This is a genomic window from Streptomyces sp. NPDC025638 (assembly GCF_055558775.1).
This window is the reverse complement of the sequence record NZ_JBVHLX010000001.1, coordinates 635,658-657,220: the sequence shown is the minus strand read 5'-3', so window position 1 is coordinate 657,220 and position 21,563 is coordinate 635,658. Positions and strand designations below refer to the sequence as shown.

The window sequence follows — 21,563 nt, the reverse complement described above, 5'->3', positions numbered from 1 at the left end:
AAATCGTCTGTCGACATCAGCGCCACCCCCACGCCTTCGAGGCGCCTTCCCAAGGAGACCGATGAGTCGGACACGACACATCCGAGGATCCCGTCTCGCCACGGCCGGCATAGCCGCCACCACAGCGACCCTGCTGGCCGCCGCTCTCTCCCCCGCCGCCCACGCCGACGGCAGACCGACCCGGGCCACCGCGATCGAGAACGCGGCCTCGGCGCTCGTACAGCACGCCACGAGCCTGGGCCTGACCTCCACGCAGGACACCAGCGTCCGGGACGTGATCGTCGACAAGGACGGCACCCAGCACGTCCGCTACGACCGCACCTACCGCCAACTGCCGGTTCTCGGCGGTGACTTCGTGGTCCACCTGACCCCGAACGGCACGTTCCGCAACGCGAACCGCGCCACGAAGAGCCAGATTTCCCTGTCCTCGATCACCCCGAAGCTGTCCGCCCCCAAGGCCGCCGACCTCGCGGTGAACGCGCTGCGCGCCGCGAACCTCGGCGACAGTCTGAAGCGGGTCAAGGCCAAGCCGGAGCTGGTCGTCGACGCGCTGCACGGCGCCCCGAAGCTGGCCTGGCGCACCAACGCGGTCGGCCAGGACTCCCTCGGCAACCCGGTGGCCCGCACGGTGCTCACCGACGCCCGCACCGGCGCCCAGATCGACGCCTGGGACAGCATCGAGACGGCGACGGGCGACGGCCAGTCGCTGTACAGCGGCACGGTGCCGCTGGAGACGACGCAGTCGGGGTCGACGTACCAGCTCAAGGACCCCACCCGCGGCAACACGTACACCGGCGACGCCGCCAACAAGACCGACCTGTGCATCTTCGGCATCTGCTTCGTCCGTGCCCCCGCGACGCTGTTCACGGACGCCGACAACCACTGGGGCACGGGGGCGAACGCCGACCGCTCCTCGGCGGCGGTGGACGCGCAGTACGGCACCAACGAGACCTGGGACTACTACAAGAACGTCCACGGCCGCAACGGCATCGCCAACGACGGCAAGGGCTCGTACAACCGCGTCCACTACGGCAACAACTACAACAACGCCTTCTGGGACGACAGTTGCTTCTGCATGACGTACGGCGACGGTGACGGCTCGGTCTTCGGTCCGCTGGTGGCGCTGGACGTCGCGGGCCACGAGATGTCGCACGGCGTGACGTCCAAGACGGCGGCGCTGACCTACTCGGGCGAGTCCGGCGGCCTGAACGAGGCCACCTCGGACATCATGGGCACCCTCGTCGAGTGGTACGCCAACAACTCCTCCGACCAGGGCGACTACCTCATCGGCGAGGAGATCGTCCGCCCCGGCTTCGGCAAGCCCGCCCTCCGCTTCATGGACCAGCCGTCCAAGGACGGCAACTCCGCGGACTACTGGAGCTCCTCGGTCGGCAACCTCGACGTCCACTACTCGTCCGGCGTCGCCAACCACTTCGCCTACCTCCTCGCGGAGGGCAGCGGCGCGAAGGTCATCAACGGCGTCAGCTACAACTCGCCCACGTACAACGGCTCGACGGTGACCGGCATCGGCCGGGACAAGCTCGGCAAGATCTGGTACCGGGCGCTGACGGTCTACATGACGTCCTCCACCAACTACAAGGCCGCCCGCACGGCCACCCTGAACGCGGCCAAGGACCTCTACGGCGCGGGCAGCACGGAGTACAACGCGGTGGCGGCGGCGTGGAGCGCGGTCAACGTGAACTGACCGCCACGCGCGGCAGGAAGGCCGGTGCCCTGGCGGGCACCGGCCTTGTTGTGTGCGGTGGGGTCAGGCGGCCAGTTCCTGCTCCCGGTCCGGGGACTCGGCGGGCTGTTCCTGCTTGTCGTCCCGCATCACCAGCGTGGCCAGGAGCGCCGCGGCAAGGACGCCGAGGGCGCTGAGGGTGAAGGTGGTGGACATCGAGGAGGTGAAGGCCTCTCGGGCCGAACGGAGGAGGGTCGGGTGGGCCGCGGCGACGGCTCCGGCGATGGAGTGGCGGGCCTGGTCGGGGGCGTCCGCGGGCATCCGGTCCGTGTAGCCGCTGGAGAGCAGCGAGCCGAGGATCGCGATGCCGAGGGCGGTGCCGGCCTGCTGGACGGTGTCGTTCAGGGCCGAGCCGACGCCCGCCTTGTCCGCCGGGATGGTGGCCATCAGCGCGCCGACCGCCGCCGGCATGGCCGCACCGGCACCGAGACCGAGGAGCCCCAGGGCGGTCGCCGGGACGGTGAGGCCGGAGCCGGCGTCGACGGTGGTGAGCAGGGCGAAGCAGGCCACCATGATCAGCATGCCGGTCAGGATCACAAAGCGGTTGCCGATCTTCGCGGCCAGCTTCACACCCGCCGTGTTGCCGACGATCGCGGTCACGGCCAGCGGCAGGAAGGCCAGGCCCGCCTCGATGGCCGAGTAGCCGAGGACGAACTGCAGATACTGGGTGAGGACCAGCAGCAGACCGCCGTTGCCGATCTGGACCAGGGCCAGGGAGAGCGAACCTCCGCTGAAGTTGCGGTGCTTGAAGAGGACCAGCGGAACCATCGGGGAGGAGGTCACGTTCTCCCAGATCACGAAGGCCGCGAGGGCGAGGACCGCGACGGTCAGGCCGATCAGGGAACGGCCCTCGAACGCGCCGTGCTGCGGGATCTCGATGATCCACCAGACCAGCGCGGTCATCCCGGCCGCGGACAGCACCGCGCCCAGCGGATCGGCCTTCTGCCAGGGCGCCTTCGACTCCGGCATCAGGGTCACACCGGCGAGGACGGCCAGGACGACCACGGGGACGTTGAGGAAGAAGATCGAGTGCCAGGTGAAGTGGTCGACGAGGACACCGCCCAGCACCGGGCTGCCGACCAGACCGAGCATCGACACCGAGCCCCATGCCGCCATCGCCCTGCCGCGCTCCGCCTCGTCGAAGACCGTGATGAGGATGGAGAGGGTGGACGGCATGATCAGCGCCCCGCCGACCCCCATCGCCACCCGCACGGCGACGACCTGTCCGGGGTCGGCGGCGAACGAGCCGGCCAGTGAGGCCGCGCCGAACAGCATCAGGCCGATCAGCATCACCCTGCGGCGGCCGAAGCGATCACCGAGGCTGCCCGAGGTGAGCAGCAGACCGGCGAAGACCAGGACGTAGGAGTCGAGGATCCACTGGACGTCCTGGGCGCTCGCGCCGAGGTCCTCGGTCATCGCGGGCACCGCGACGGTCAGCGCCATGCTGTCGACCACCAGGACCAGCGTGCTCAGGCACAACACGACGAGGATCCACCAGCGACGTGGGTTGCGGGTTTCCATCGGGGTTCTTCCTTTCGGGCTTCACCGTCCGCGCACAGGCCGAGCGGCTGCGCACGCTGTTCCTGCGATGCGAACACCGTTCCTAGCGATGCGAACACTGTACGCAGCTCGGAACAGTGTTCGCAAGCCCGTTCGCTGTACGCTGGTTGCGCACGACGTACGCAGGAACGCACACCCGCCCCTGAGCACCCAGAGGAGCGCCATGGCAGCCAAGGCCAAGCCGAACCCGATCCCCTCCGTCTGGGCCCGGCAGCAGCCCGAGCCCGACCAGCCCGCGCTCAGCCGGGCCGTGATCGTCCGCGAGGCGATCGCCATGCTCGACGCGGAGGGCATCGAGGCGCTCAGCATGCGCAAGCTCGGCGCCCGCCTGAACGCGGGCGCGACCTCCCTCTACCGGCACGTCGCCACCAAGGACGAGCTGATGGAGCTGGCCGTGGACGAGGTCGCCGCCGAGATCCACGTACCGCCCTCCGACAGCCCGGACTGGCGGGCAGCGGTCACCGAGGCCGCGGCCTCCTTCCGCGCCACCGCCCTGCGGCACCCCTGGCTGTCCTCGGTCCTCGGCCAGGCCGGTCTCGCCTATCTCGGCCCCAACCTGATGGCCTTCTCCGAGCGGCTCGCCGCGCTGTTCACGGCGATCGGCTTCCCCGAGCCCAGCGGGGCGATCGACGCCGTGCTGTCGTACACGATCGGCATGAGCAGCACGGAGGCCGCCTGGCTCACCACGGTCGCCCGCTCCGGCGAGACCGAGGCCGAGTTCATCAACCGGCTGCTGCCCGCCGCCCAGCAGGCCGCGGCCGGCCACGACCATCTCTCCGGCGCCTACACCGACGCCGTCGCGGCGACCACGGACCCGGCCGCGGTCCGCGACGACAAGTTCGCGTACGCCCTGGAGATCGTGCTCGACGGCCTGGCGATGAAGCTGCCCCACTAGCCGCGCCGTCCCAGGCGGCCCGGTGCACCCCGGTCACCCGTTCACACCCGCCGCCCGCGCCGTTCGTGTTCTCTTCCACGGCAGCCCCGCCCACGCCCATGACCTGCCGGAACACCTTCCTGGCAGCCCTTGCGCACCCGACCGGAGACACCCGTTCATCCCATTTCTGACGCCTTGTCAGGAAGCGGGCCCGACCGACTCCCACTTACCTCGGAAGGGCAGGGACGCGACCGACTCGGCGGCACATGGGGGTGCCGCGGGCGTGCCCCCGTGAACTCGAGGGAGCATCATGCGCCGCACCGCCCGCATGCTGACCGGTACCGCGCTCGCCGTCGCCGCGGCGGGGCTCGCCGCCGCCCCCGCCCACGGTGGCGTCCGGGTGTCCTCGGTGGCCGAAGGCCTGGAGGTGTACCCCTCCACGGTGGTGCCCGGCGGTCAGGTGACGGTGAACACGAAGGCGTGCGGCGACAAGGGGACGGCGGCGGGTGACGCGAGCGCGGTGGGCGCGGGCGCGTTCATGCTGGCGCCCAGCGCGCACGAGGGCGATGCGATCGGCCAGTTCCGGGTGCCGCCGAGCGCACAGCCGGGGACGTACGAGATCGTCGCGCGGTGCGCCGTGGGCGGTCGGCAGGTGGCGGGCGACCTCATGGTGACGCTGAGCACGGCGCGCGAAGGGGCGCAGCCGCGCGGAAGTGTGAAGACGGGGGTCGGCGGCGCGTTGGGCCCCGACCCCGTGCAGACCGCGGCGGGCGTGGCGGCTCTGGCCGTCGCCGCCGCGGGCGGTACCTGGCTCCTGCATCGCCGGGCGAGAGGCGACGGGATCTGACGGACACCCTCCGCTGTCCGTCCGCCGGTACCGCAAGTCCCGCCCCCTCCGGGTCCGACGCCCCTCGCGGCCCGGAGGGGGAGGGGGTCAGTTCCGGGAGAGGGGTTCGCATGCGCAGGATCGGCGACACCGCCATAGCCGCCGTCACCGTGGTCGCCCTGGGCTCCGGTGTGTTCCTGCTGGGAGGCGGCGCCGGCACGCACGCCCCGCCCCAGCCGTCCGTCGCGGAAGGCCGCCCGGACCCCGCCGAGGAGCGGCTCGCGTCCGCGGCGCTGCCGCCCTCCCCGCCCACCCGCATCCGCATCCCCGCCATCCGTGTGAACGCACCGCTCATGGGTCTCGCCCTGACGAAGTCCGGCAGCCTCGACGTCCCGCCCGCCGGCCAGAAGAACCTCGCCGGCTGGTACGAGTCCGGCACCACCCCCGGCGAGAGAGGCACCGCCATCGTCGCGGGGCACGTCGACAACACCGAGGGCCCCGCCGTCTTCTACGACCTCGGCGCCCTGAAGCGGGGTGCCACCATCGAGGTGGACCGGCGCGACGGCGGTGTCGCGGTGTTTACGGTGGACGCGGTCGAGGTCTACCAGGCGCGGAACTTCCCCGACGACAAGGTGTACGGCGCGGCCGAGCGTCCCGAGCTACGGGTGATCACCTGCGGCGGCACCTACTCGAAGGCCACCGGCTACCAGGCGAACGTGGTCGTGTTCGCGCACCTGACCGGGAGCCGCTGAGCGGCCGAGCGGTTGAGCGGCTGTGAGCTGCTGTGAGCTGCTGTGAGCTGCTGTGAGCTGCTGAGCCGACTCGGTCACGCCCGCCTCACAGCCCGCACCGGCCCGCCCCCGGTACCCTCACACCCCTTCCCCGCTCCCGCTGAGGGCAGCGTTCCTCGCGGGAAACAACGGTGATGCTGCCGGGTAACGTCGGCACCGCACGCTGCGTTGCATGACCTCGAATACGCGTGTGGTGGTGATCGGCGCCGGCCTCGCGGGCGTACGTCTCGCCCGCCGGCTCGGTGAGCTCGGCACGCCCGCGCTGCTCGTCGGCGAAGAGGAGCACCGCCCGTACAACCGGGTCCTGCTCGCCGAGGTGCTGGCCGGCCGGTACAGCCCGGAGGTGATCGCCCTCCCGGCACCCGCGGAGCTGACCCGCGCCCGGGTCACCGGCATCGACCGCGCCCGGCGCACCGTCGAGTGCGCGGACGGCTCGGTGATCGCATACGACCGGCTGGTCCTGGCCACCGGCTCCAACCCGGTGCTTCCGCCCCTGCGCGGTCTGTTCAGCGCGGGCGGGCACGAACTCCCCGAGGGCGTGCACGCGTTCCGCACCATGGACGACTGTCTGGGCCTGTCCAAGGCGGTGCGGCCGGGCGTACGGGCGGTCGTCATCGGCGGCGGGCTGCTCGGTGTGTCCGCGGCCCGCGCGCTCGCCGTGCGCGGCGCCCAGGTGGTCCTCGCCCAGCAGGCCGAGCGGCTCATGGAGCGCCAGCTCGACCCGAACGCCTCGAAGCTCGTGCTGCGGCACCTGAAGGACCTGGGCATCGAGGTGCACACCGAGTGCCGGGTGCGGGACGTGCGCTGTGTGGGGGGCGCGGTCCGTTCGGTGGAGATGGCCGACGGGTACGCGCTCGACGCCGACCTGGTGGTCCTCGCCTGCGGCATCCACCCGCGCGCCGGCCTGGCCCAGGACGCGGGACTCACCGTCCACAAGGGCATCGTCGTCGACGACGAACTCCGTACGTCCGACCCGTACATCCACGCCATCGGCGACTGCGCCCAGCACGACGGCACGGTCTACGGCCTGGCCGCTCCGGCACTCGAACAGGCCGATGTGCTGGCCGAGTTGCTGGCCGGGAGGGCCGACTCCCGCTACACCGGCACCCGTTCCCTGACCCGGCTCACCCTGACCGGGCAGGACCCACCCTTCGACCTCGCCGCGTTCGGCGAGACCGAGCCCCGCCCCGGCGACGACGTCGTCCAGCTCACGGACGCCACCCGGGGCACGTACCGCAAGGTCGTCGTCCGCGACGACCGCCTGGTCGGCGGGGTCCTCGTCGGCGAACTCGGCACTGTCGGCGCGCTCGCCCGTGCCTGGGAGGGAGCAGAGCCGCTCCCGTCCGACGGCGGCCCCCTGCTCCACCTGCTCACCAACGATGGAGGCTCCTGATGTCCACGACCGCACTCGGTGGGGACCGGTCCCACCCCACGATCGTGCTCGTCGGCCATGGCATGGTCGGCCAGCGCTTCCTCGAAGCGCTGGCCGAGCGCGGCCTGACCGCCACGCACCGCGTGGTCGTGCTGTGCGAGGAGCCGCGTCCGGCGTACGACCGTGTGCAGCTCACGTCGTACTTCTCGGGCCGGACACCCGACGAACTGTCCATGACCGACATGCAGTTCATCGAGGACCACGGCATCGAGCTGCACGTGGGCGACCCGGCGGAGAAGGTCGACCGTGAGGCGCGCAGGGTGACCGCCCGCTCCGGTCTGGTCGTCGAGTACGACACCCTCGTGCTGGCCACCGGCTCTTACCCCTTCGTACCGCCGGTCCCGGGCAAGGACGCCGAGGGCTGCTTCGTCTACCGGACCATCGAGGACCTGCTCGCGATCGAGGAGTACGCCGGGTCGCGGGCGACGACGGGTGCGGTGGTCGGCGGCGGCCTGCTCGGTCTGGAGGCCGCGGGCGCGCTGAAGGGCCTCGGACTGACCAGCCACATCGTGGAGTTCGCGCCGCGTCTGATGCCGGTGCAGGTGGACGAGGGCGGTGGCGCGGCGCTGCTGCGCACGATCGAGGACATGGGCCTGGCCGTGCACACCGGCGTGGGCACGCAGGAGGTCATCGTCGGCCCCGATGGCGCCGTCACCGGCATGAAGCTGTCGGACGGCTCCGAACTCGCCACCGACATGGTGGTGTTCAGCGCCGGTGTGCGCCCCCGCGACCAGCTGGCCCGGGACTGCGGCCTCGCGGTCGGCGAGCGCGGTGGCATCAGCGTCGACGAGCAGTGCCGTACGGTCACCGACCCGCGTGTGTTCGCGATCGGCGAGTGCGCGCTGGCGGCGGACGGCCGGGTGTACGGCCTGGTGGCGCCGGGTTACGAGCAGGCGGAGACGGCCGCGGCGACCATCGCGCGGGACGAGGCGGCGTTCACGGGCGCCGACCTGTCCACCAAGCTCAAGCTCCTCGGTGTCGACGTGGCGTCGTTCGGCGACGCGCACGGCAAGGCCGAGGACTGCCTGGACGTCGTCTACTCCGACTCCCGCGCGGGCCTGTACAAGAAGCTGGTCATCGGCCGGGACGGCACGCTGCTCGGCGGCATCCTGGTCGGTGACGCGGAGGCGTACGGCACGCTGCGCGCCTTCACCGGCTCCGTCCCGCCGGTCTCGCCGGAGTCGCTGGTGCTGCCCGCCGGCGCGGGCGCCCCGGCGCAGCTCGGCCCCTCCGCCCTGCCCGACGAGGCGGTCATCTGCTCCTGCCACAACGTGTCGAAGGGCACGATCCGCGGCGCGGTGACCGAGCACTCCTGCACCACCGTGCCCGAGGTGAAGAAGTGCACCAAGGCCGGTACGGGCTGCGGCAGTTGCGTCAAGGTGCTCGGCCAGCTGGTCACCGCCGAGCTGGAGGCGAGCGGCGTCGAGGTCGACAAGGGCCTGTGCGGCTGCTTCTCCCAGACCCGCGAGGAGCTGTACGAGATCGTCCTCGCGCTGCGCATCAACACCTACCGGGACCTCCTGGACCGCTACGGTCGTGAGGGCGCCCGGGGCGGTGACGGCTGCGAGGTCTGCAAGCCCGCGGTGGGGTCGATCATCGCGTCCCTCGCCCCGACGATCGGCGCGAGCGGCTATGTCCTGGACGGCGAGCAGGCGGCGCTGCAGGACAGCAACGACCACTTTCTCGCCAACCTCCAGAAGAACGGCTCGTATTCGGTCGTCCCGCGCATCCCCGGCGGTGAGATCACCCCGGAGGGGCTCATCGTGATCGGGGAGATCGCCCGCGACTTCGGCCTGTACACAAAGATCACGGGCGGTCAGCGGATCGACATGTTCGGCGCGCGCGTCGAACAACTCCCACTGATCTGGACGCGGTTGGTGGATGCCGGCTTCGAGTCCGGGCACGCGTACGGCAAGGCGCTGCGCACGGTGAAGTCCTGTGTGGGCCAGACCTGGTGCCGCTACGGCGTCCAGGACTCCGTGCGCATGGCGATCGACCTGGAGCTGCGCTACCGGGGACTCAGGTCGCCCCACAAGCTCAAGTCGGCGGTCTCCGGCTGCGCCCGCGAGTGCGCGGAGGCCCAGTCGAAGGACTTCGGCGTCATCGCCACCTCCAACGGCTGGAACCTGTACGTCGGCGGCAACGGCGGCGCCACTCCGCGCCACGCGGACCTGCTGGCCCAGGATCTGTCGGACGCCGAACTGATCCGCCTGATCGACCGTTTCCTGATGTTCTACATCCGCACCGCGGACCGTCTGGAGCGCACCTCGACCTGGCTGGAGCGGATCCCGGGCGGCCTGGACCATGTGCGCGACGTGGTCGTGGAGGACTCCCTCGGCATCTGCGAGGAGCTGGAGTCCCTGATGAAGGACCACGTCGCGCACTACGCCGACGAGTGGGCGACCACCATCAACGACCCCGAGAAGCTCGCCCGGTTCGTGTCCTTCGTGAACGCGCCTGACACCCCCGACCCGGTCGTCGGCTTCGTCCCCGAGCGCGACCAGATGAAGCCCGACCTCCCCCTGCTGACCATCGGCCACCGTCCCCTGGAAGGAAGCGCCCAGCGATGACCCTGGCACCCGAGACGACCGCCCTGAAGATCCGGCTGCGGCTGGACGAGGACTGGTTGACCATCTGTGATCTGACCGCGCTGACGCCGGGCCGCGGGGTTGCGGCGCTGCTGCCCGACGGGCGCCAGGCCGCGATCTTCCTGGACCGCGAGGGCCGAATCTACGCGATCGACAACCGCGATCCGTTCGGCGGCGCGGCGGTCCTCTCCCGCGGCCTGACCGGCACCCACCAGGGCCGCCCGTTCGTCGCCTCACCGCTGCTCAAGCAGCGCTTCGACCTGACCTCCGGGCAGTGCCTGGACGACGAGGCGGTGCGGGTGGCGACGTACGAGGTGCGCGCGGCCTGACGCAACGGGGGGTCACCCCTTGAGCGCGTCGTAGCGCACGCCCGTCAGCCGCTCCGAGGCGTCCCAGAGCCGCGTCCCCGCTTCGTCGTTGCGCGTCCAAGGCGCCCGCCGGGACGGCTCCGGGGCACCGCGCCACATCGCGAACGAGGGGCCGAAGAAGGAGTCGGGCCGGACGTCGGGGGCGGTCGCCGCGTACAGCGTGGGCAGGGCGCCCGCCTCCGCCGGCTGGGCGAAGAGGCGGTTGCCGAGCTCCATGAGCCGCTCGGCACCCCGCCGCCCCTCGGAGCGCGGCCCGGCGGTCTGGAGATTGGTGGCGGCGTAGCCGGGATGGGCGGCGGCCGCGACCACGTCCGCACCGGTGGCCGCCAGCCTGCGCGCCAGCTCGTGCGTGAAGAGCAGGTTGGCGGTCTTGGAGCGGGCGTAGGCGATCCAACGCCGGTACCGGCGCTCGCTGTTGAGATCACGGATGTCGATGTTGGCGAGCGCGTGCATCATGCTCGACACGGTCACCACGCGAGCGCCGGGCGCGGCGAGCAGCGCGGGCATCAGCAGTCCGGTGAGGGCGAAGTGCCCGAGGTGGTTGACCCCGAACTGCGTCTCGAACCCGTCCGCCGTCGTCCCGTACGGCGGCGCCATCACCCCGGCGTTGTTGACGAGCAGATCGAGACGGTCGTACGACAGCCCGCCCGCGAAGTCCCGCACCGACGCCAGGTCCCCCAGATCCAGCCGCCCGAACCGGGCGTCGGCCCCGGGCACCTCCGCCAGGACACGGTCCACGGCCGCCCTCCCCCGCGCCTCGCTCCGGCACGCGAGCACCACCCGGGCCCCCTTACGGGCGAGCTCCCGCGCGGTGACGTACCCGAGCCCGCTGTTGGCCCCGGTGACGACGGCGGTACGGCCGGCGAGGTCGGGGATGTCGTGCGCGTTCCAGCCTGTCATGGGGCTCCTCCTCGACCGCTCGGGACCGGCTCGCCTCTGGCCGCAGGGCTTCAGCCTAGGGGCGGCGGCGACTCGGCCGCACTCGGCACGGTCCGATTGCCCAGGGAGAACCACCCGGCCGCGCGCTACAACTTTTCCCGCCGAAGGTGCATCCAACATGACGACCTGCATCCACCCATTCGCCCGATGGAGGCGGATTGGCCATGTCTCTGCATACTCGACTCCTCTCCCGGCGCGGCCTGACGGCCGCCCTGACCGCCGTCGCGGCGGCGCTCGCGACCGCGGGCGTCGCAGGGAGCGCGACGGCAACGACGACGGCTCAGGCGTCGGCCGGTCCGCGCACCTGTGCCGTGAAGGACCTGTACCTGTCCATGGGCCGCGCGGAAGGCGCGGCCGGCTCGCTCTACCAGCCCATCCGGTTCACCAACACCAGTACGAGCAAGTGCGCCCTGCGCGGCTACCCGGGCGTCAGCGTCCTCGACACCGCGCACCGGCAGATCGGCCCGGCCGCCACCCGTTCCGGCTCACATTACGGCACGGTCACGCTCGCCCCGGGCCACTCCGCGTCGGCAATCGTCCGCACCACCAACGGCCCCATCGGCGGACCCTGCCTGCGCACCGGCACCTATCTGCGGATCTACCCGCCGGGCTCGTACACCTCCACCCTCGTCCCCACACGCTGGACCACGTGCTCCCACCTCTTCCAAGTCGGCCCGATCAACACGGAGGGCACCTTCTGAGCGAGCGTGTCACCTGAGAGGTGGGGCACGTCATGTTGGCATCGACTGCTGACAACTGCACCTGGTGTGAGCGAAGTTGGCTACCTTGATTCACCACTCCGCTCGGGCATCGCGCCTTCCACATCACCCGGTGTAGCCCGTCCCGATCGGGACGGGCTACACCGGGTGTTGCCTCTGCTGACTGGTCGCCGCAGAGGCAATCCGTCTCAGACCAGGTGCTGAAGGAAGTGGCAGATCAGAGGAGCCACCTCCTTCACGAAGTCCCATGCAGGATCAATGGCCTTGTGAACGATTCCCTCCACGGTGCCGCCCACGATGGCCACCTTCAGATAGCTCGGCTCGGAGCGGGGCACCAGCGGGGGAACGTAGACCGCTCCCTGGCTCTCTCCCCGCTTACGGCGCGTAACCTCTTTGATCTTCGTAGTGATCTTTTTGAACATCGCCAGCTGAGCCTCTCGCCTCATCTGAGGGGGGCTCAGGCGCGCGCTTTAGCAGCGCTCCCGGTAGGCGCACACGCCTGAGACACCACCCCTGATTCCGCACGGGAGGGAGCGCTCAGCAGTGCGCAGGCAGGCTGGCAGCGCGCTTGAGCAGGGCGGCAAGGATGGCGTTCAAGGCATCGGAACGCCGCAACGCATGGGGAGATGACGAAAGCTCGAACCCGAAGACAAGGAGCAGCGCCAGCACGACGAAGGAGTCGGTGGACAGCGTCGCGAAGAGGTGGGGGCGCCGTGCCGCCCGCCCTCGCTTACCGTCTGGCTTACTCATGTAGCCGAGTGTGGCAGGGCGTTGGCGCTCCGTGCAAATCGCATCGCGGCGGGCTACCGGAGACGTCGCGGTCTGTCTCATTTCCGTCTCGTTCAGCGCCGTACGCGAGCGTTCGGGGGCGTTTCGTCAGCCCCAGCCGACACGGCCCAACACCTGCCTGAATCCACCTGCCCCCGGTCCCCCTAGCCGCCCCTGGATGGCACAACGAGGGCACAACGCCTTCATGCGGGCGTCATTTTTGCCTGGTCAGCGCCGTAACTAGACAGCCCCCGCAGATGATGCCCGAAGGGGCGGCACCCCCGCACAGGGTGCCGCCCCTCCTTTTTCGTGCGCCGGAGCCGTCGTCGATCGGTCTTGAGGGTCGGGGACCGACGACGGCTCCGGGGTCCGGTGGCCGTGAGGCCTGGGCCTAGCGGTGGTCGCTGCCCGCCGACTGGGTCGCCGCGCGGCCGGCTTCGAGGCGGGCGACCGGGATGCGGAACGGGGAGCAGGAGACGTAGTCCAGACCCACCTCGTGGAAGAAGTGGACCGACTCGGGGTCGCCGCCGTGCTCGCCGCAGACGCCGAGCTTCAGGTCGGGGCGGGTCTCGCGGCCCGCCTTGGCCGCCGACTTCACCAGGGAGCCGACGCCGTCCTTGTCGATCGTCTCGAACGGGGAGACTCCGAAGATGCCCTTCTCCAGGTAGGCCGTGAAGAAGGAGGCCTCGACGTCGTCGCGGGAGAAGCCCCACACCGTCTGGGTCAGGTCGTTGGTGCCGAAGGAGAAGAACTCGGCCGCCTCCGCGATCTGGCCGGCCGTGAGGGCGGCGCGCGGGAGTTCGATCATCGTGCCGATGGCGAGCTTGAGCTGTGTGCCCGTCGCCGCCTCCACCTCGGCGATGACCTGGTCGGCCTCCTCGCGGACGATCTCCAGCTCCTGGACCGTGCCGACGAGCGGGATCATGATCTCGGCGCGCGGGTCGCCCTTGGCGTTCTTGCGCTCGGCCGCGGCCTCGGCGATGGCCCGGACCTGCATGGTGAACAGACCGGGGATGACCAGGCCGAGGCGTACGCCGCGCAGGCCCAGCATCGGGTTCTGCTCGTGCAGGCGGTGGACGGCCTGGAGCAGTCGCAGGTCGTTCTCGTTGGAGTCCTTGCGGGACTCGGCGAGGGCGACGCGGACCGACAGCTCCGTGATGTCGGGCAGGAACTCGTGCAGCGGCGGGTCGAGGAGACGGACCGTCACCGGCAGCCCGTCCATCGCCGAGAACAGCTCGATGAAGTCCTGCTTCTGGAGCGGGAGCAGCTGCTTGAGGGACTCCTCGCGCTCCTCCTCCGTGTCGGCCAGGATCAGCCGCTCCACCAGCTCACGCCGGTCGCCCAGGAACATGTGCTCCGTACGGCACAGGCCGATGCCCTGCGCGCCGAAGCGACGGGCACGCAGCGCGTCCTCGGCGTTGTCCGCGTTGGCCCGCACCCGCAGCCGGCGCTTGCGGTCGGCGAAGGCCATGATGCGGTGCACGGCCTCGACCAGTTCGTCGGCGTCGTGGGCGCCCGCGTGCATCCGGCCCTCGAAGTACTCGACGACCGGGGAGGGGACCACCGGGACCTCGCCCAGGTAGACCTTGCCGCTCGACCCGTCGATCGAGATGATGTCGCCTTCCTCCACCACATGCCCGCCCGGCACGGTCATCCGGCGGCGCTTGGTGTCGACCTCCAGCTCCTCGGCGCCGCAGACACAGGTCTTGCCCATGCCGCGCGCGACGACGGCCGCGTGGGAGGTCTTGCCGCCGCGGGAGGTGAGGATGCCCTCGGCCGCGATCATGCCGTCCAGGTCGTCGGGGTTGGTCTCGCGGCGGACCAGGATGACCTTCTCGCCCGAGCGGGACCACTTGACGGCGGTGTACGAGTCGAAGACCGCCTTGCCGACCGCCGCGCCCGGCGAGGCCGCGATGCCCCGGCCGACCTGCTCGGTCTTGGCGGTGTCGTCGAAGCGCGGGAACATCAGCTGGGCCAGCTGGGCGCCGGTGACGCGCTGGAGCGCCTCGGTCTCGTCGATCAGGCCCTGGTCCACCAGCTGGGTCGCGATACGGAAGGCGGCACCGGCGGTGCGCTTGCCGACGCGGGTCTGGAGCATCCAGAGCTGGCCGCGCTCGATGGTGAACTCGATGTCGCAGAGATCCTTGTAGTGGTTCTCCAGGGTCTCCATGATCTGCATCAGCTGGTCGTACGACTTCTTGTCGATCTGCTCCAGCTCCGCGAGCGGGACCGTGTTGCGGATGCCCGCGACCACGTCCTCGCCCTGCGCGTTCTGCAGGTAGTCGCCGTAGACGCCCTGGTGGCCGGAGGCCGGGTCACGGGTGAAGGCGACGCCCGTGCCGGAGTCGGGGCCCAGGTTGCCGAAGACCATCGAGCAGACGTTGACGGCCGTGCCGAGGTCGTGCGGGATGCGCTCCTGGCGGCGGTACAGCTTGGCGCGGTCGGTGTTCCACGAGTTGAAGACCGCCTCGATGGCGAGGTCCATCTGCTCGCGCGGGTCCTGCGGGAAGTCCCGGCCGGCCTCGGTCTTGACGATCTTCTTGAACTTGGTGACGAGCTTCTTGAGGTCGGCCGCCTCCAGGTCCGTGTCGACCGTGACCTTCTTGGCCGCCTTGGCCGCGTCGAGGGCCTCCTCGAAGAGCTCGCCGTCGACGCCGAGAACCGTCTTGCCGAACATCTGGATGAGGCGGCGGTAGGAGTCCCAGGCGAAGCGGTCGTCGCCGGCCTGCTTGGCCAGGCCCTGCACCGACTTGTCGGAGAGGCCGATGTTCAGGACGGTGTCCATCATGCCGGGCATGGAGAACTTCGCACCCGAGCGGACCGACACGAGCAGCGGGTCGTCGGCCTGGCCGAGCTTCTTGCCCATCCGCTGCTCCAGCGCGTCGAGGTGCGCACTCACCTCGTCACGCAGTGCCACCGGCTCCGAGCCACTGTCCAGGTAGACCTTGCAGGCCTCGGTGGTGATCGTGAAGCCGGGAGGGACCGGGAGACCCAGGTTGGTCATCTCGGCGAGGTTGGCACCCTTGCCGCCCAGGAGGTCCTTGAGGTCCTTGTTTCCCTCGGTGAAGTCGTAAACGAACTTCGCTACGTGGGGTTCTTTGTTTTCCGACACGGGTCTCGACTCCTTGAGGCCGCGGTGGCTGCCCTGACGGCGAGGAACATACCCAGATCGAAGGCGCCTGGGTACGTCTACTTGTGCGTCATGCGCCTGTAACCAGTCGTCCGCCAGTGGATCGAAAGTCAAAGCTTGGCAAGCGAAGACACGCTGATGTTTTCACTTCTTGAACGCATCCATGCCCATAGGCGCTGTTTTCTGCTCAGATGAGCGCCTCCTGGCACGTCTGTTTTCGATCGATGAACGATCACGGGGTGGCACCGAGTGCCACCCCTTGGAGAAGTGCAGTCGCCCAAGATTCGCTCATCTGAGCGCAACCCTTATCAAGGGTGGCGAGAATCACGCTGTCACAGCGCGCCGGATTTCACCATGCGGACGTGACGTGGGACGGAAACGCGGACGTCACAGGGGTGCGACGCGGAGCGCGGCGCTCACACCCCGAGCGCCGTCAGCCGCTGCTCCACCCGCTCAGGTGCGTACAGGTGCTCCACGACCAGCGCACCCGCGCCGACCAGCCCGGCCCGATCCCCGAGCCGCGAGGTGACGACGTCCAGATGAGCCGTCGAGCGGGGCAGCGCCCGCTGGTACAGCAGTTCCCGGACACCGGTGAGGAAGGGAGTTCCGGCCAGATCGCCGGCGATCATCAGCACACCGGGGTTGAGCAGGGTCACGACCGTCGCCAGGACGTCCCCGACCCGGCGCCCGGCCTCCCGGGCGAGCGCGGCCGCCTCCGGGTGCCCGGAGGCCAGCAGATCCCGTACGTCCGAGCCCGAGGCCGCCGGGACACCGGCCTCCGCGAGCCGCCGGGCCACGGCGCCACCGCTGGCGACGGCGGCGAGACAGCCGTACGAACCGCACCGGCACAGCGCCTCCGCACCCACCCGTATGTGCCCGATGTCCCCGGCGCCGCCGTCGACGCCCCGGAAGATCGAGCCGCCCACCACGACGCCGGCACCGATACCGGTCGACACCTTGATGAGCACGAAGGCCGAGCAGCCGGGGTGTCCGGTGCGCTGCTCGCCGTACGCCATGAGGTTCGCGTCGTTGTCCACGAGCACCGGCACGGCGGCGGCGCCGGTGTGCTCGGTGAAGGCGCGGGAGAGGCGGCCGCGTATGTCGTAGCCGTCCCAGCCCGGCATGATCGGCGGCTGTACGACCCGGCCGGTCTCGCTGTCGACGGGACCCGGCACCGCGAGCCCGATCCCGCACACCTCGTCGGCCCGGTGCCCCGCCTTCTCCAGCAACTCGGCGAACCAGTGGCCGAGTTCGCCGAGCACGACCTCGGGGCCGTCCTCGATGACCAGCGTGCCGGAGTGCTCGGCGAGGATCTCGCCGGTCAGGGACAGCACGGCCGCGCGGGCGTGCCGGGTGTCGAGGTCGGCGGCGAGGACGACGGCGTGGGAGTCGTCGAACTCCAGGGTGATGGAGGGGCGTCCGCCGAGCGGCGAGTCGACCGGACCGCCGGCTCCCTCGCGCAGCCAACCAGCCCGGAACAGCCGGTCGAGGCGCTGTCCGACGGTGGCCCGGGACAGCCCGGTGGCCTGCTGCAGGGCACCGCGTGTGATCGCCCGCCCGCTGCGCACCAGTTCGAGCAGATCGCCGGCGCTGGCCTGACTGCCGCCTCTGCCGGTCCTGCCGGGCTGTCCGGTCATGCACACCCCCTTGTGTTTCTCAAGTTTGCATTACATATTGAGTTTTGCGTGTTAAATAGACGTAACCCTACGGTAGCCACAGCCGAACCTGGTCGGCCGGACGTCTTTTCGGGGAGCCCCGAGTGGATCGCACTGCCCAGCTCACCGCCCGCCCCACGGAGCGTGCCATTGCATACGATCCGCCACTTTCGGCGGATGCGCCGCACGTCAGGGCCGCCCGGGTGCTGGCGGACAACTGGACCGGCACCTCCACGGTGCCCTCGCGCAGTCTGTATCCGCACCAGTGGTCGTGGGACTCCGCGTTCATCGCGATCGGGCTGCGGCATCTGTCGCCCCTGCGGGCCCAGACGGAGCTGGAGACGCTGCTGGCCGCCCAGTGGGCCGACGGGCGCGTCCCGCACATCGTGTTCAACCCCTCCGTACCGCTCGACGCCTACTTCCCGAGCCCCGACTTCTGGCGCTCCTCGACCGCGGGGCGCGCTGCGGGCGCCCCGCGCACCGTACAGACCTCGGGCATCGTGCAGCCACCGGTGCACGCGCTGGCGGCCTGGCTGGTGCACTGCGCCGACCCGGGGCTGTCGCGGGCCCGCGGCTTCCTGGCCCGCAGCTACCCGCGGCTGGCCTCCTGGCACCGCTATCTGCTGCACCGGCGGGACCTGGGCGGCGGCGGGCTCGCGTCCGTCGTGCACCCCTGGGAACAGGGTATGGACAACAGCCCCTGCTGGGACGCCCCGCTGTCCCGGATCACCCCGGCCCCGGCCCGCTCCTTCCGCCGCGCCGACCTCGACCACGGCGCGCCGGAGGACCGGCCGACGGATCTGGACTACGGGCGGTACGTGCGGCTGGCGGCGGACTACCGGGACGCCGGATACGCCGACGGGAAGGGCGAGTTCGCCGTCGAGGACCCGGCGTTCAACGCGCTGCTCATCGCCTCCGAGCACGCGCTGGCGCGGATCGCGCAGGAGCTGGGGGCGCCCGGCACCGCCCGGCACGCGCGCGCGGAGCGGCTGACGGCGGCGCTGGTGGAGCGGCTGTGGGACCCGGCGGCGGGCATCTTCCTGTGCCGGGACGTGCGCGACGGCGCTCTGATCCCGGAGCGCGGCGTGTCCGGTCTCGTCCCGCTGCTCCTGCCCGAGCTGCCGCGCGAGGTCGTCACGGCCCTCCTCGCCACCCTCGGCGGCCCGCACTTCGGGCTCGGGGACAGCACCCGCCTGGTGCCCAGCTACGACCTCCTCGGCGAGGCCTTCGACCCGCACCGCTACTGGCGCGGTCCGGCCTGGTTCAACACCGGCTGGCTGCTGGAGCGCGGGCTGCGCACACACGGCGAACGGGAGCGGGCGGACGCGCTGCGGGAGGCGGTCGTGGAGACGGCCGACGCGACCGGTTTCGCCGAATACGTCGACCCGTACACCGGCGAGGCATGCGGCGCGACCGGCTTCGGCTGGACCGCCGCCCTCGCGCTGGATCTGCTGCAGGAGCCACCAGGACTTGGCAAAACCCCGGCACACGACGTGTCCGGGGCGGGCACCGGAACGTTCCACAGGAGTGACAAGGGAGGGGACCGGGGATGACGGACCGGCATCACCTGCTCGTGCACGGCGAGACCTTCGCCGCCGTCGGCGACCGCGGTGACATCAGCGGCGTACGGGGCAACAGCTCCCCGGACGGGTTATTCGTGCGCGACGCCCGGCACCTCAGCCGCTGGCAGCTGACGATCGACGGCGCGGTGCCCGAGGCGCTCACACCGGTCGCGGACGGGGACGGGGCGCGCTGTGTACTCGTACCGCGCGGTGGCCGCACGGAGCCGCCCGCGCACACCCTCTTCCGTGAACAGGCCGTCGGCGACGCGTCGTTCGTCGAGTCGCTGCGGGTGACCAGCAACCGCCCGGTGCCGACCACGGTGCGCCTGGCCATCACCGCCGACGCCGACTTCGTCGACCAGTTCGAGCTCCGCTCCGACCACCGCACCTACACCAAGACCGGCGTCGTACGCTCCCGCCAGGTCCTCGACGACGGCGTGGAGTTCACCTACCGGCGCGGTGAGTGGCGCTCCTGTACGACCATCACGTCCGACCCGGCCCCGGACGGCGTCGAGGAGACCGGCACCGGCGCCCGGCGGCTCGTATGGACCCTGGACCTCGAACCGCACGGCACGACGGAGCTGGTGCTGCGCGTCATCGCCCGCCCGCACGGCGAGAGGCGCGCGCTGCGCGTGCCGCGGTCCCCGGCCGCCGTGAACGAGCAACTCCTGGCGCTGGAGGGCGAGTTCGTGGAGGGCGTGGCCTTCCCGACGGGCTGGCCGGAGCTGGCGGCGGCCTGTGCCCGCGGCCTCGCCGACCTCGCCGCGCTCCAGGTCCCGGCGACCGGCCCCGACGGCGAGGAACTGCGCGTACCGGCGGCCGGGGCGCCCTGGTTCCTGACCCTCCTCGGCCGGGACGCCCTGCTCACCTCCCTCTTCGCCCTCCCCTACCGACCCCGGCTGGCCGCCGCCACACTGCCCGCGCTCGCCGCCACCCAGGCGACGGAGACGGGTACGTCCTCGGTGGCCCAGCCCGGCAAGATCGTGCACGAGGTGCGGCACGGGGAGCTGGCGCACTTCGGGCAGGTGCCGTTCCGGCGCTACTACGGCTCGGTCGACGCGACCCCGCTCTTCCTGATCCTGCTCGGCGCGTACGTCGAGCGGACCGGGGACTCGGCCCTGGCCCGCCGTCTGGAGCCGCACGCCCGCGCGGCGGTCGGCTGGATGCTGGACCACGGCGGGCTGACCTCGCGCGGCTATCTGGTCTACCGGGCCGACCGGGGCGGTCTCGCCAACCAGAACTGGAAGGACTCCCCCGGCGCCATCTGCTCGGCCGACGGCACCCGCGCAACCGGCCCGGTGATGGCGGCGGGGGCCCAGGGGTACGCGTACGACGCGCTGCGCCGCACGGCGTCGGTGGCCCGCGCCGTGTGGGAGGACGAGACCTACGCGGCCCTGCTCGAACAGGCCGCCGCCGACCTGCGCGACCGCTTCCAGCGGGACTTCTGGATGCCGGAGCACTCCTTCCCGGCGCTCGCGCTGGACGGGGAGGGCCGCCAGGTCGACGCGCTGGCGTCCGACGCGGGGCATCTGCTGTGGTCCGGCCTCCTGGACAAGGAGTACGGCGAGGTGGTGGGCCGACGGCTCGTCGAACCGGACTTCTTCTCGGGCTGGGGCGTACGCACCCTGGCGTCCGGTCAGGCGGCGTACCACCCCCTCTCGTACCACCGGGGTTCGGTCTGGCCGCACGACAACGCGCTGATCACCCTGGGCCTGGCCCGATACGGCCTGCACGACGAGGCCCGCACGGTCGCCCACGCCCTGGTCGACGCGGCCACCGCGACCGGCCACCGGCTCCCCGAGGTCCTCGCCGGCTACGGCCGCGACACCCATGCGGAGCCGGTCCCCTACCCGCACGCGTGCGTCCGGGAGTCCCGTTCCGCGGCAGCCCCGTTGGCGCTGCTCACGGCCGTCGGGGGCGCCTAGCACGAGTGTTGACGAGCCGTTTGCCGGGTGTTTGCCCGGGGCCCTGAACAGGCACCGGCGGCGAACCGTACGGGAAGGCGGCGGGCCAGGCGGGCCGGGGCGTTCCCGGCCCTGCCCAGCCTCCCCAGCGTGGCCCGCCGCTCCGTCACGGGCCTCGCACGGAAGGACCTCCGGGTGCCTCAGCACACGAGCACGCGCCAGTCAGGCAGTACGGCCGTGGAACCCAGCGGCTCCGCAGAGGGGACCGCGGTCAGGGAGCCGGAGGACGGGGCGACGGAGGTCGTTCCCGCCGCCCTGGCGGGGGCAGCCGAGCCGGAGGCCGCCGGTACGGCGAAGACCGCGGAGGCCGAGCCGAAGGCCGTCCGGGCGGCGCGAGCAGGAGCGACAGCGGGCGGTAGGCCGCGGGCCGAGGCGCCCGGTACCGAGGAAGCCGAGCCCACGGCGGCCGCGGCAGCGAGCGGGGCCGAGGCCGAGGAGAGCGGCACCGCAGCGGGGAAGCCCCGGGACGACGCGGCTGCGTCAGCCGGCGCGGAGTCTGCCGTTACGGCGCCTGCCGGTGCGGCGTCCGCCGGTGCCGGGTCGACGCGAGCCGAGCCCACGGCGGCCGCGGCAGCGAGCGGGGCCGAGGCCGAGGAGAGCGGCACCGCAGCGGGGAAGCCCCGGGACGACGCGGCTGCGTCAG

At 71.4% G+C, this 21,563-nt stretch carries 16 protein-coding genes and 1 pseudogene; 11 read left to right on the top strand and 6 right to left on the bottom strand.

The features are described from left to right. The first annotated feature begins 61 nt into the window (after positions 1–61). Positions 62–1,705: a M4 family metallopeptidase gene (locus ACZ4EG_RS02925; RefSeq protein ID WP_467789296.1), complete on the top strand. Its 1,644-nt coding sequence runs from the start codon at positions 62–64 to the stop codon at positions 1,703–1,705. Positions 1,706–1,768: 63 nt separating this feature from the next. Here ACZ4EG_RS02925 and ACZ4EG_RS02920 read toward each other — a convergent pair whose 3' ends face one another. After that, on the bottom strand, positions 1,769–3,265 hold the full coding sequence (locus ACZ4EG_RS02920; RefSeq protein ID WP_467789295.1) for an MFS transporter: 1,497 nt from the start codon (positions 3,263–3,265) through the stop codon (positions 1,769–1,771). Positions 3,266–3,467: 202 nt separating this feature from the next. On the opposite strand from ACZ4EG_RS02920, the gene ACZ4EG_RS02915 reads away from it, so the two are divergent. The 6 genes from ACZ4EG_RS02915 to nirD all read left to right on the top strand — a co-directional run bounded on the left by ACZ4EG_RS02915 (position 3,468) and on the right by nirD (position 10,144). Beyond that, entirely contained in the window at positions 3,468–4,199 is a 732-nt protein-coding gene (locus tag ACZ4EG_RS02915) for a TetR/AcrR family transcriptional regulator (RefSeq protein WP_467789294.1), read from the top strand. Between the two features lie 289 nt (positions 4,200–4,488). Further along, positions 4,489–5,025, top strand: coding sequence for a hypothetical protein (locus ACZ4EG_RS02910; protein WP_467789293.1), 537 nt, complete (start codon positions 4,489–4,491; stop codon positions 5,023–5,025). A gap of 110 nt (positions 5,026–5,135) precedes the next feature. Further along, entirely contained in the window at positions 5,136–5,756 is a 621-nt protein-coding gene (locus tag ACZ4EG_RS02905) for a class F sortase (RefSeq protein ID WP_453551990.1), read from the top strand. A 211-nt stretch (positions 5,757–5,967) separates the two neighbouring features. After that, positions 5,968–7,188: an NAD(P)/FAD-dependent oxidoreductase gene (locus ACZ4EG_RS02900; protein WP_467789292.1), complete on the top strand. Its 1,221-nt coding sequence runs from the start codon at positions 5,968–5,970 to the stop codon at positions 7,186–7,188. Further along, positions 7,188–9,797: a nitrite reductase large subunit NirB gene (nirB, locus tag ACZ4EG_RS02895; protein ID WP_467789291.1), complete on the top strand. Its 2,610-nt coding sequence runs from the start codon at positions 7,188–7,190 to the stop codon at positions 9,795–9,797. The genes ACZ4EG_RS02900 and nirB overlap by 1 nt, the downstream gene beginning before the upstream one ends. Continuing rightward, on the top strand, positions 9,794–10,144 hold the full coding sequence (gene nirD / locus ACZ4EG_RS02890) for a nitrite reductase small subunit NirD (RefSeq protein WP_453551982.1): 351 nt from the start codon (positions 9,794–9,796) through the stop codon (positions 10,142–10,144). The genes nirB and nirD overlap by 4 nt, the downstream gene beginning before the upstream one ends. 12 nt (positions 10,145–10,156) lie before the next feature. Here the strand turns inward: nirD and ACZ4EG_RS02885 are convergent, their stop codons facing one another. Further along, a complete protein-coding gene (locus ACZ4EG_RS02885; protein ID WP_467789290.1) occupies positions 10,157–11,083 on the bottom strand; it encodes an oxidoreductase in 927 nt (308 codons plus the stop codon). A 203-nt stretch (positions 11,084–11,286) separates the two neighbouring features. Here ACZ4EG_RS02885 and ACZ4EG_RS02880 point away from each other — a divergent pair, with 203 nt between their 5' ends. Next, positions 11,287–11,823 (top strand): DUF4232 domain-containing protein, encoded by a 537-nt coding sequence (locus tag ACZ4EG_RS02880; RefSeq protein WP_453551976.1) that lies wholly within the window; start codon positions 11,287–11,289, stop codon positions 11,821–11,823. Positions 11,824–12,029: 206 nt separating this feature from the next. Here the strand turns inward: ACZ4EG_RS02880 and ACZ4EG_RS02875 are convergent, their stop codons facing one another. From ACZ4EG_RS02875 to ACZ4EG_RS02860, 4 genes are all read right to left on the bottom strand, one after another. Then, entirely contained in the window at positions 12,030–12,263 is a 234-nt protein-coding gene (locus ACZ4EG_RS02875) for a hypothetical protein (RefSeq protein WP_467789289.1), read from the bottom strand. Positions 12,264–12,378: 115 nt separating this feature from the next. Next, the gene (locus ACZ4EG_RS02870) at positions 12,379–12,591 is read right to left on the bottom strand and encodes a hypothetical protein (protein WP_467789288.1); all 213 of its coding nucleotides are present in this window, start codon (positions 12,589–12,591) and stop codon (positions 12,379–12,381) included. 409 nt (positions 12,592–13,000) lie between these two features. Further along, the gene (gene ppdK, locus ACZ4EG_RS02865; RefSeq protein ID WP_467789287.1) at positions 13,001–15,721 is read right to left on the bottom strand and encodes a pyruvate, phosphate dikinase; all 2,721 of its coding nucleotides are present in this window, start codon (positions 15,719–15,721) and stop codon (positions 13,001–13,003) included. Between the two features lie 434 nt (positions 15,722–16,155). Further along, on the bottom strand, positions 16,156–17,376 hold the full coding sequence (locus ACZ4EG_RS02860; RefSeq protein ID WP_453551961.1) for an ROK family protein: 1,221 nt from the start codon (positions 17,374–17,376) through the stop codon (positions 16,156–16,158). A gap of 122 nt (positions 17,377–17,498) precedes the next feature. On the opposite strand from ACZ4EG_RS02860, the gene ACZ4EG_RS02855 reads away from it, so the two are divergent. From ACZ4EG_RS02855 to ACZ4EG_RS02845, 3 genes and pseudogenes are all read left to right on the top strand, one after another. Next, a complete protein-coding gene (locus ACZ4EG_RS02855) occupies positions 17,499–18,947 on the top strand; it encodes an MGH1-like glycoside hydrolase domain-containing protein (RefSeq protein WP_467789286.1) in 1,449 nt (482 codons plus the stop codon). Beyond that, entirely contained in the window at positions 18,944–20,881 is a 1,938-nt protein-coding gene (locus ACZ4EG_RS02850; RefSeq protein ID WP_467789285.1) for an amylo-alpha-1,6-glucosidase, read from the top strand. The genes ACZ4EG_RS02855 and ACZ4EG_RS02850 overlap by 4 nt, the downstream gene beginning before the upstream one ends. A 174-nt stretch (positions 20,882–21,055) precedes the next feature. Next, positions 21,056–21,563, top strand: a pseudogene (locus tag ACZ4EG_RS02845) (hypothetical protein); the annotation flags it as partial.

Bases quoted from the DNA above. Each gene is read 5' to 3' on its own strand.
- ACZ4EG_RS02925 (WP_467789296.1), top strand. From the start codon at position 62: ATGAGTCGGACACGACACATCCGAGGATCCCGTCTCGCCACGGCCGGC.
- ACZ4EG_RS02920 (WP_467789295.1), bottom strand. From the start codon at position 3,265: ATGGAAACCCGCAACCCACGTCGCTGGTGGATCCTCGTCGTGTTGTGC.
- ACZ4EG_RS02915 (WP_467789294.1), top strand. From the start codon at position 3,468: ATGGCAGCCAAGGCCAAGCCGAACCCGATCCCCTCCGTCTGGGCCCGG.
- ACZ4EG_RS02910 (WP_467789293.1), top strand. From the start codon at position 4,489: ATGCGCCGCACCGCCCGCATGCTGACCGGTACCGCGCTCGCCGTCGCC.
- ACZ4EG_RS02905 (WP_453551990.1), top strand. From the start codon at position 5,136: ATGCGCAGGATCGGCGACACCGCCATAGCCGCCGTCACCGTGGTCGCC.
- ACZ4EG_RS02900 (WP_467789292.1), top strand. From the start codon at position 5,968: ATGACCTCGAATACGCGTGTGGTGGTGATCGGCGCCGGCCTCGCGGGC.
- nirB (WP_467789291.1), top strand. From the start codon at position 7,188: ATGTCCACGACCGCACTCGGTGGGGACCGGTCCCACCCCACGATCGTG.
- nirD (WP_453551982.1), top strand. From the start codon at position 9,794: ATGACCCTGGCACCCGAGACGACCGCCCTGAAGATCCGGCTGCGGCTG.
- ACZ4EG_RS02885 (WP_467789290.1), bottom strand. From the start codon at position 11,083: ATGACAGGCTGGAACGCGCACGACATCCCCGACCTCGCCGGCCGTACC.
- ACZ4EG_RS02880 (WP_453551976.1), top strand. From the start codon at position 11,287: ATGTCTCTGCATACTCGACTCCTCTCCCGGCGCGGCCTGACGGCCGCC.
- ACZ4EG_RS02875 (WP_467789289.1), bottom strand. From the start codon at position 12,263: ATGTTCAAAAAGATCACTACGAAGATCAAAGAGGTTACGCGCCGTAAG.
- ACZ4EG_RS02870 (WP_467789288.1), bottom strand. From the start codon at position 12,591: ATGAGTAAGCCAGACGGTAAGCGAGGGCGGGCGGCACGGCGCCCCCAC.
- ACZ4EG_RS02860 (WP_453551961.1), bottom strand. From the start codon at position 17,376: ATGACCGGACAGCCCGGCAGGACCGGCAGAGGCGGCAGTCAGGCCAGC.
- ACZ4EG_RS02850 (WP_467789285.1), top strand. From the start codon at position 18,944: ATGACGGACCGGCATCACCTGCTCGTGCACGGCGAGACCTTCGCCGCC.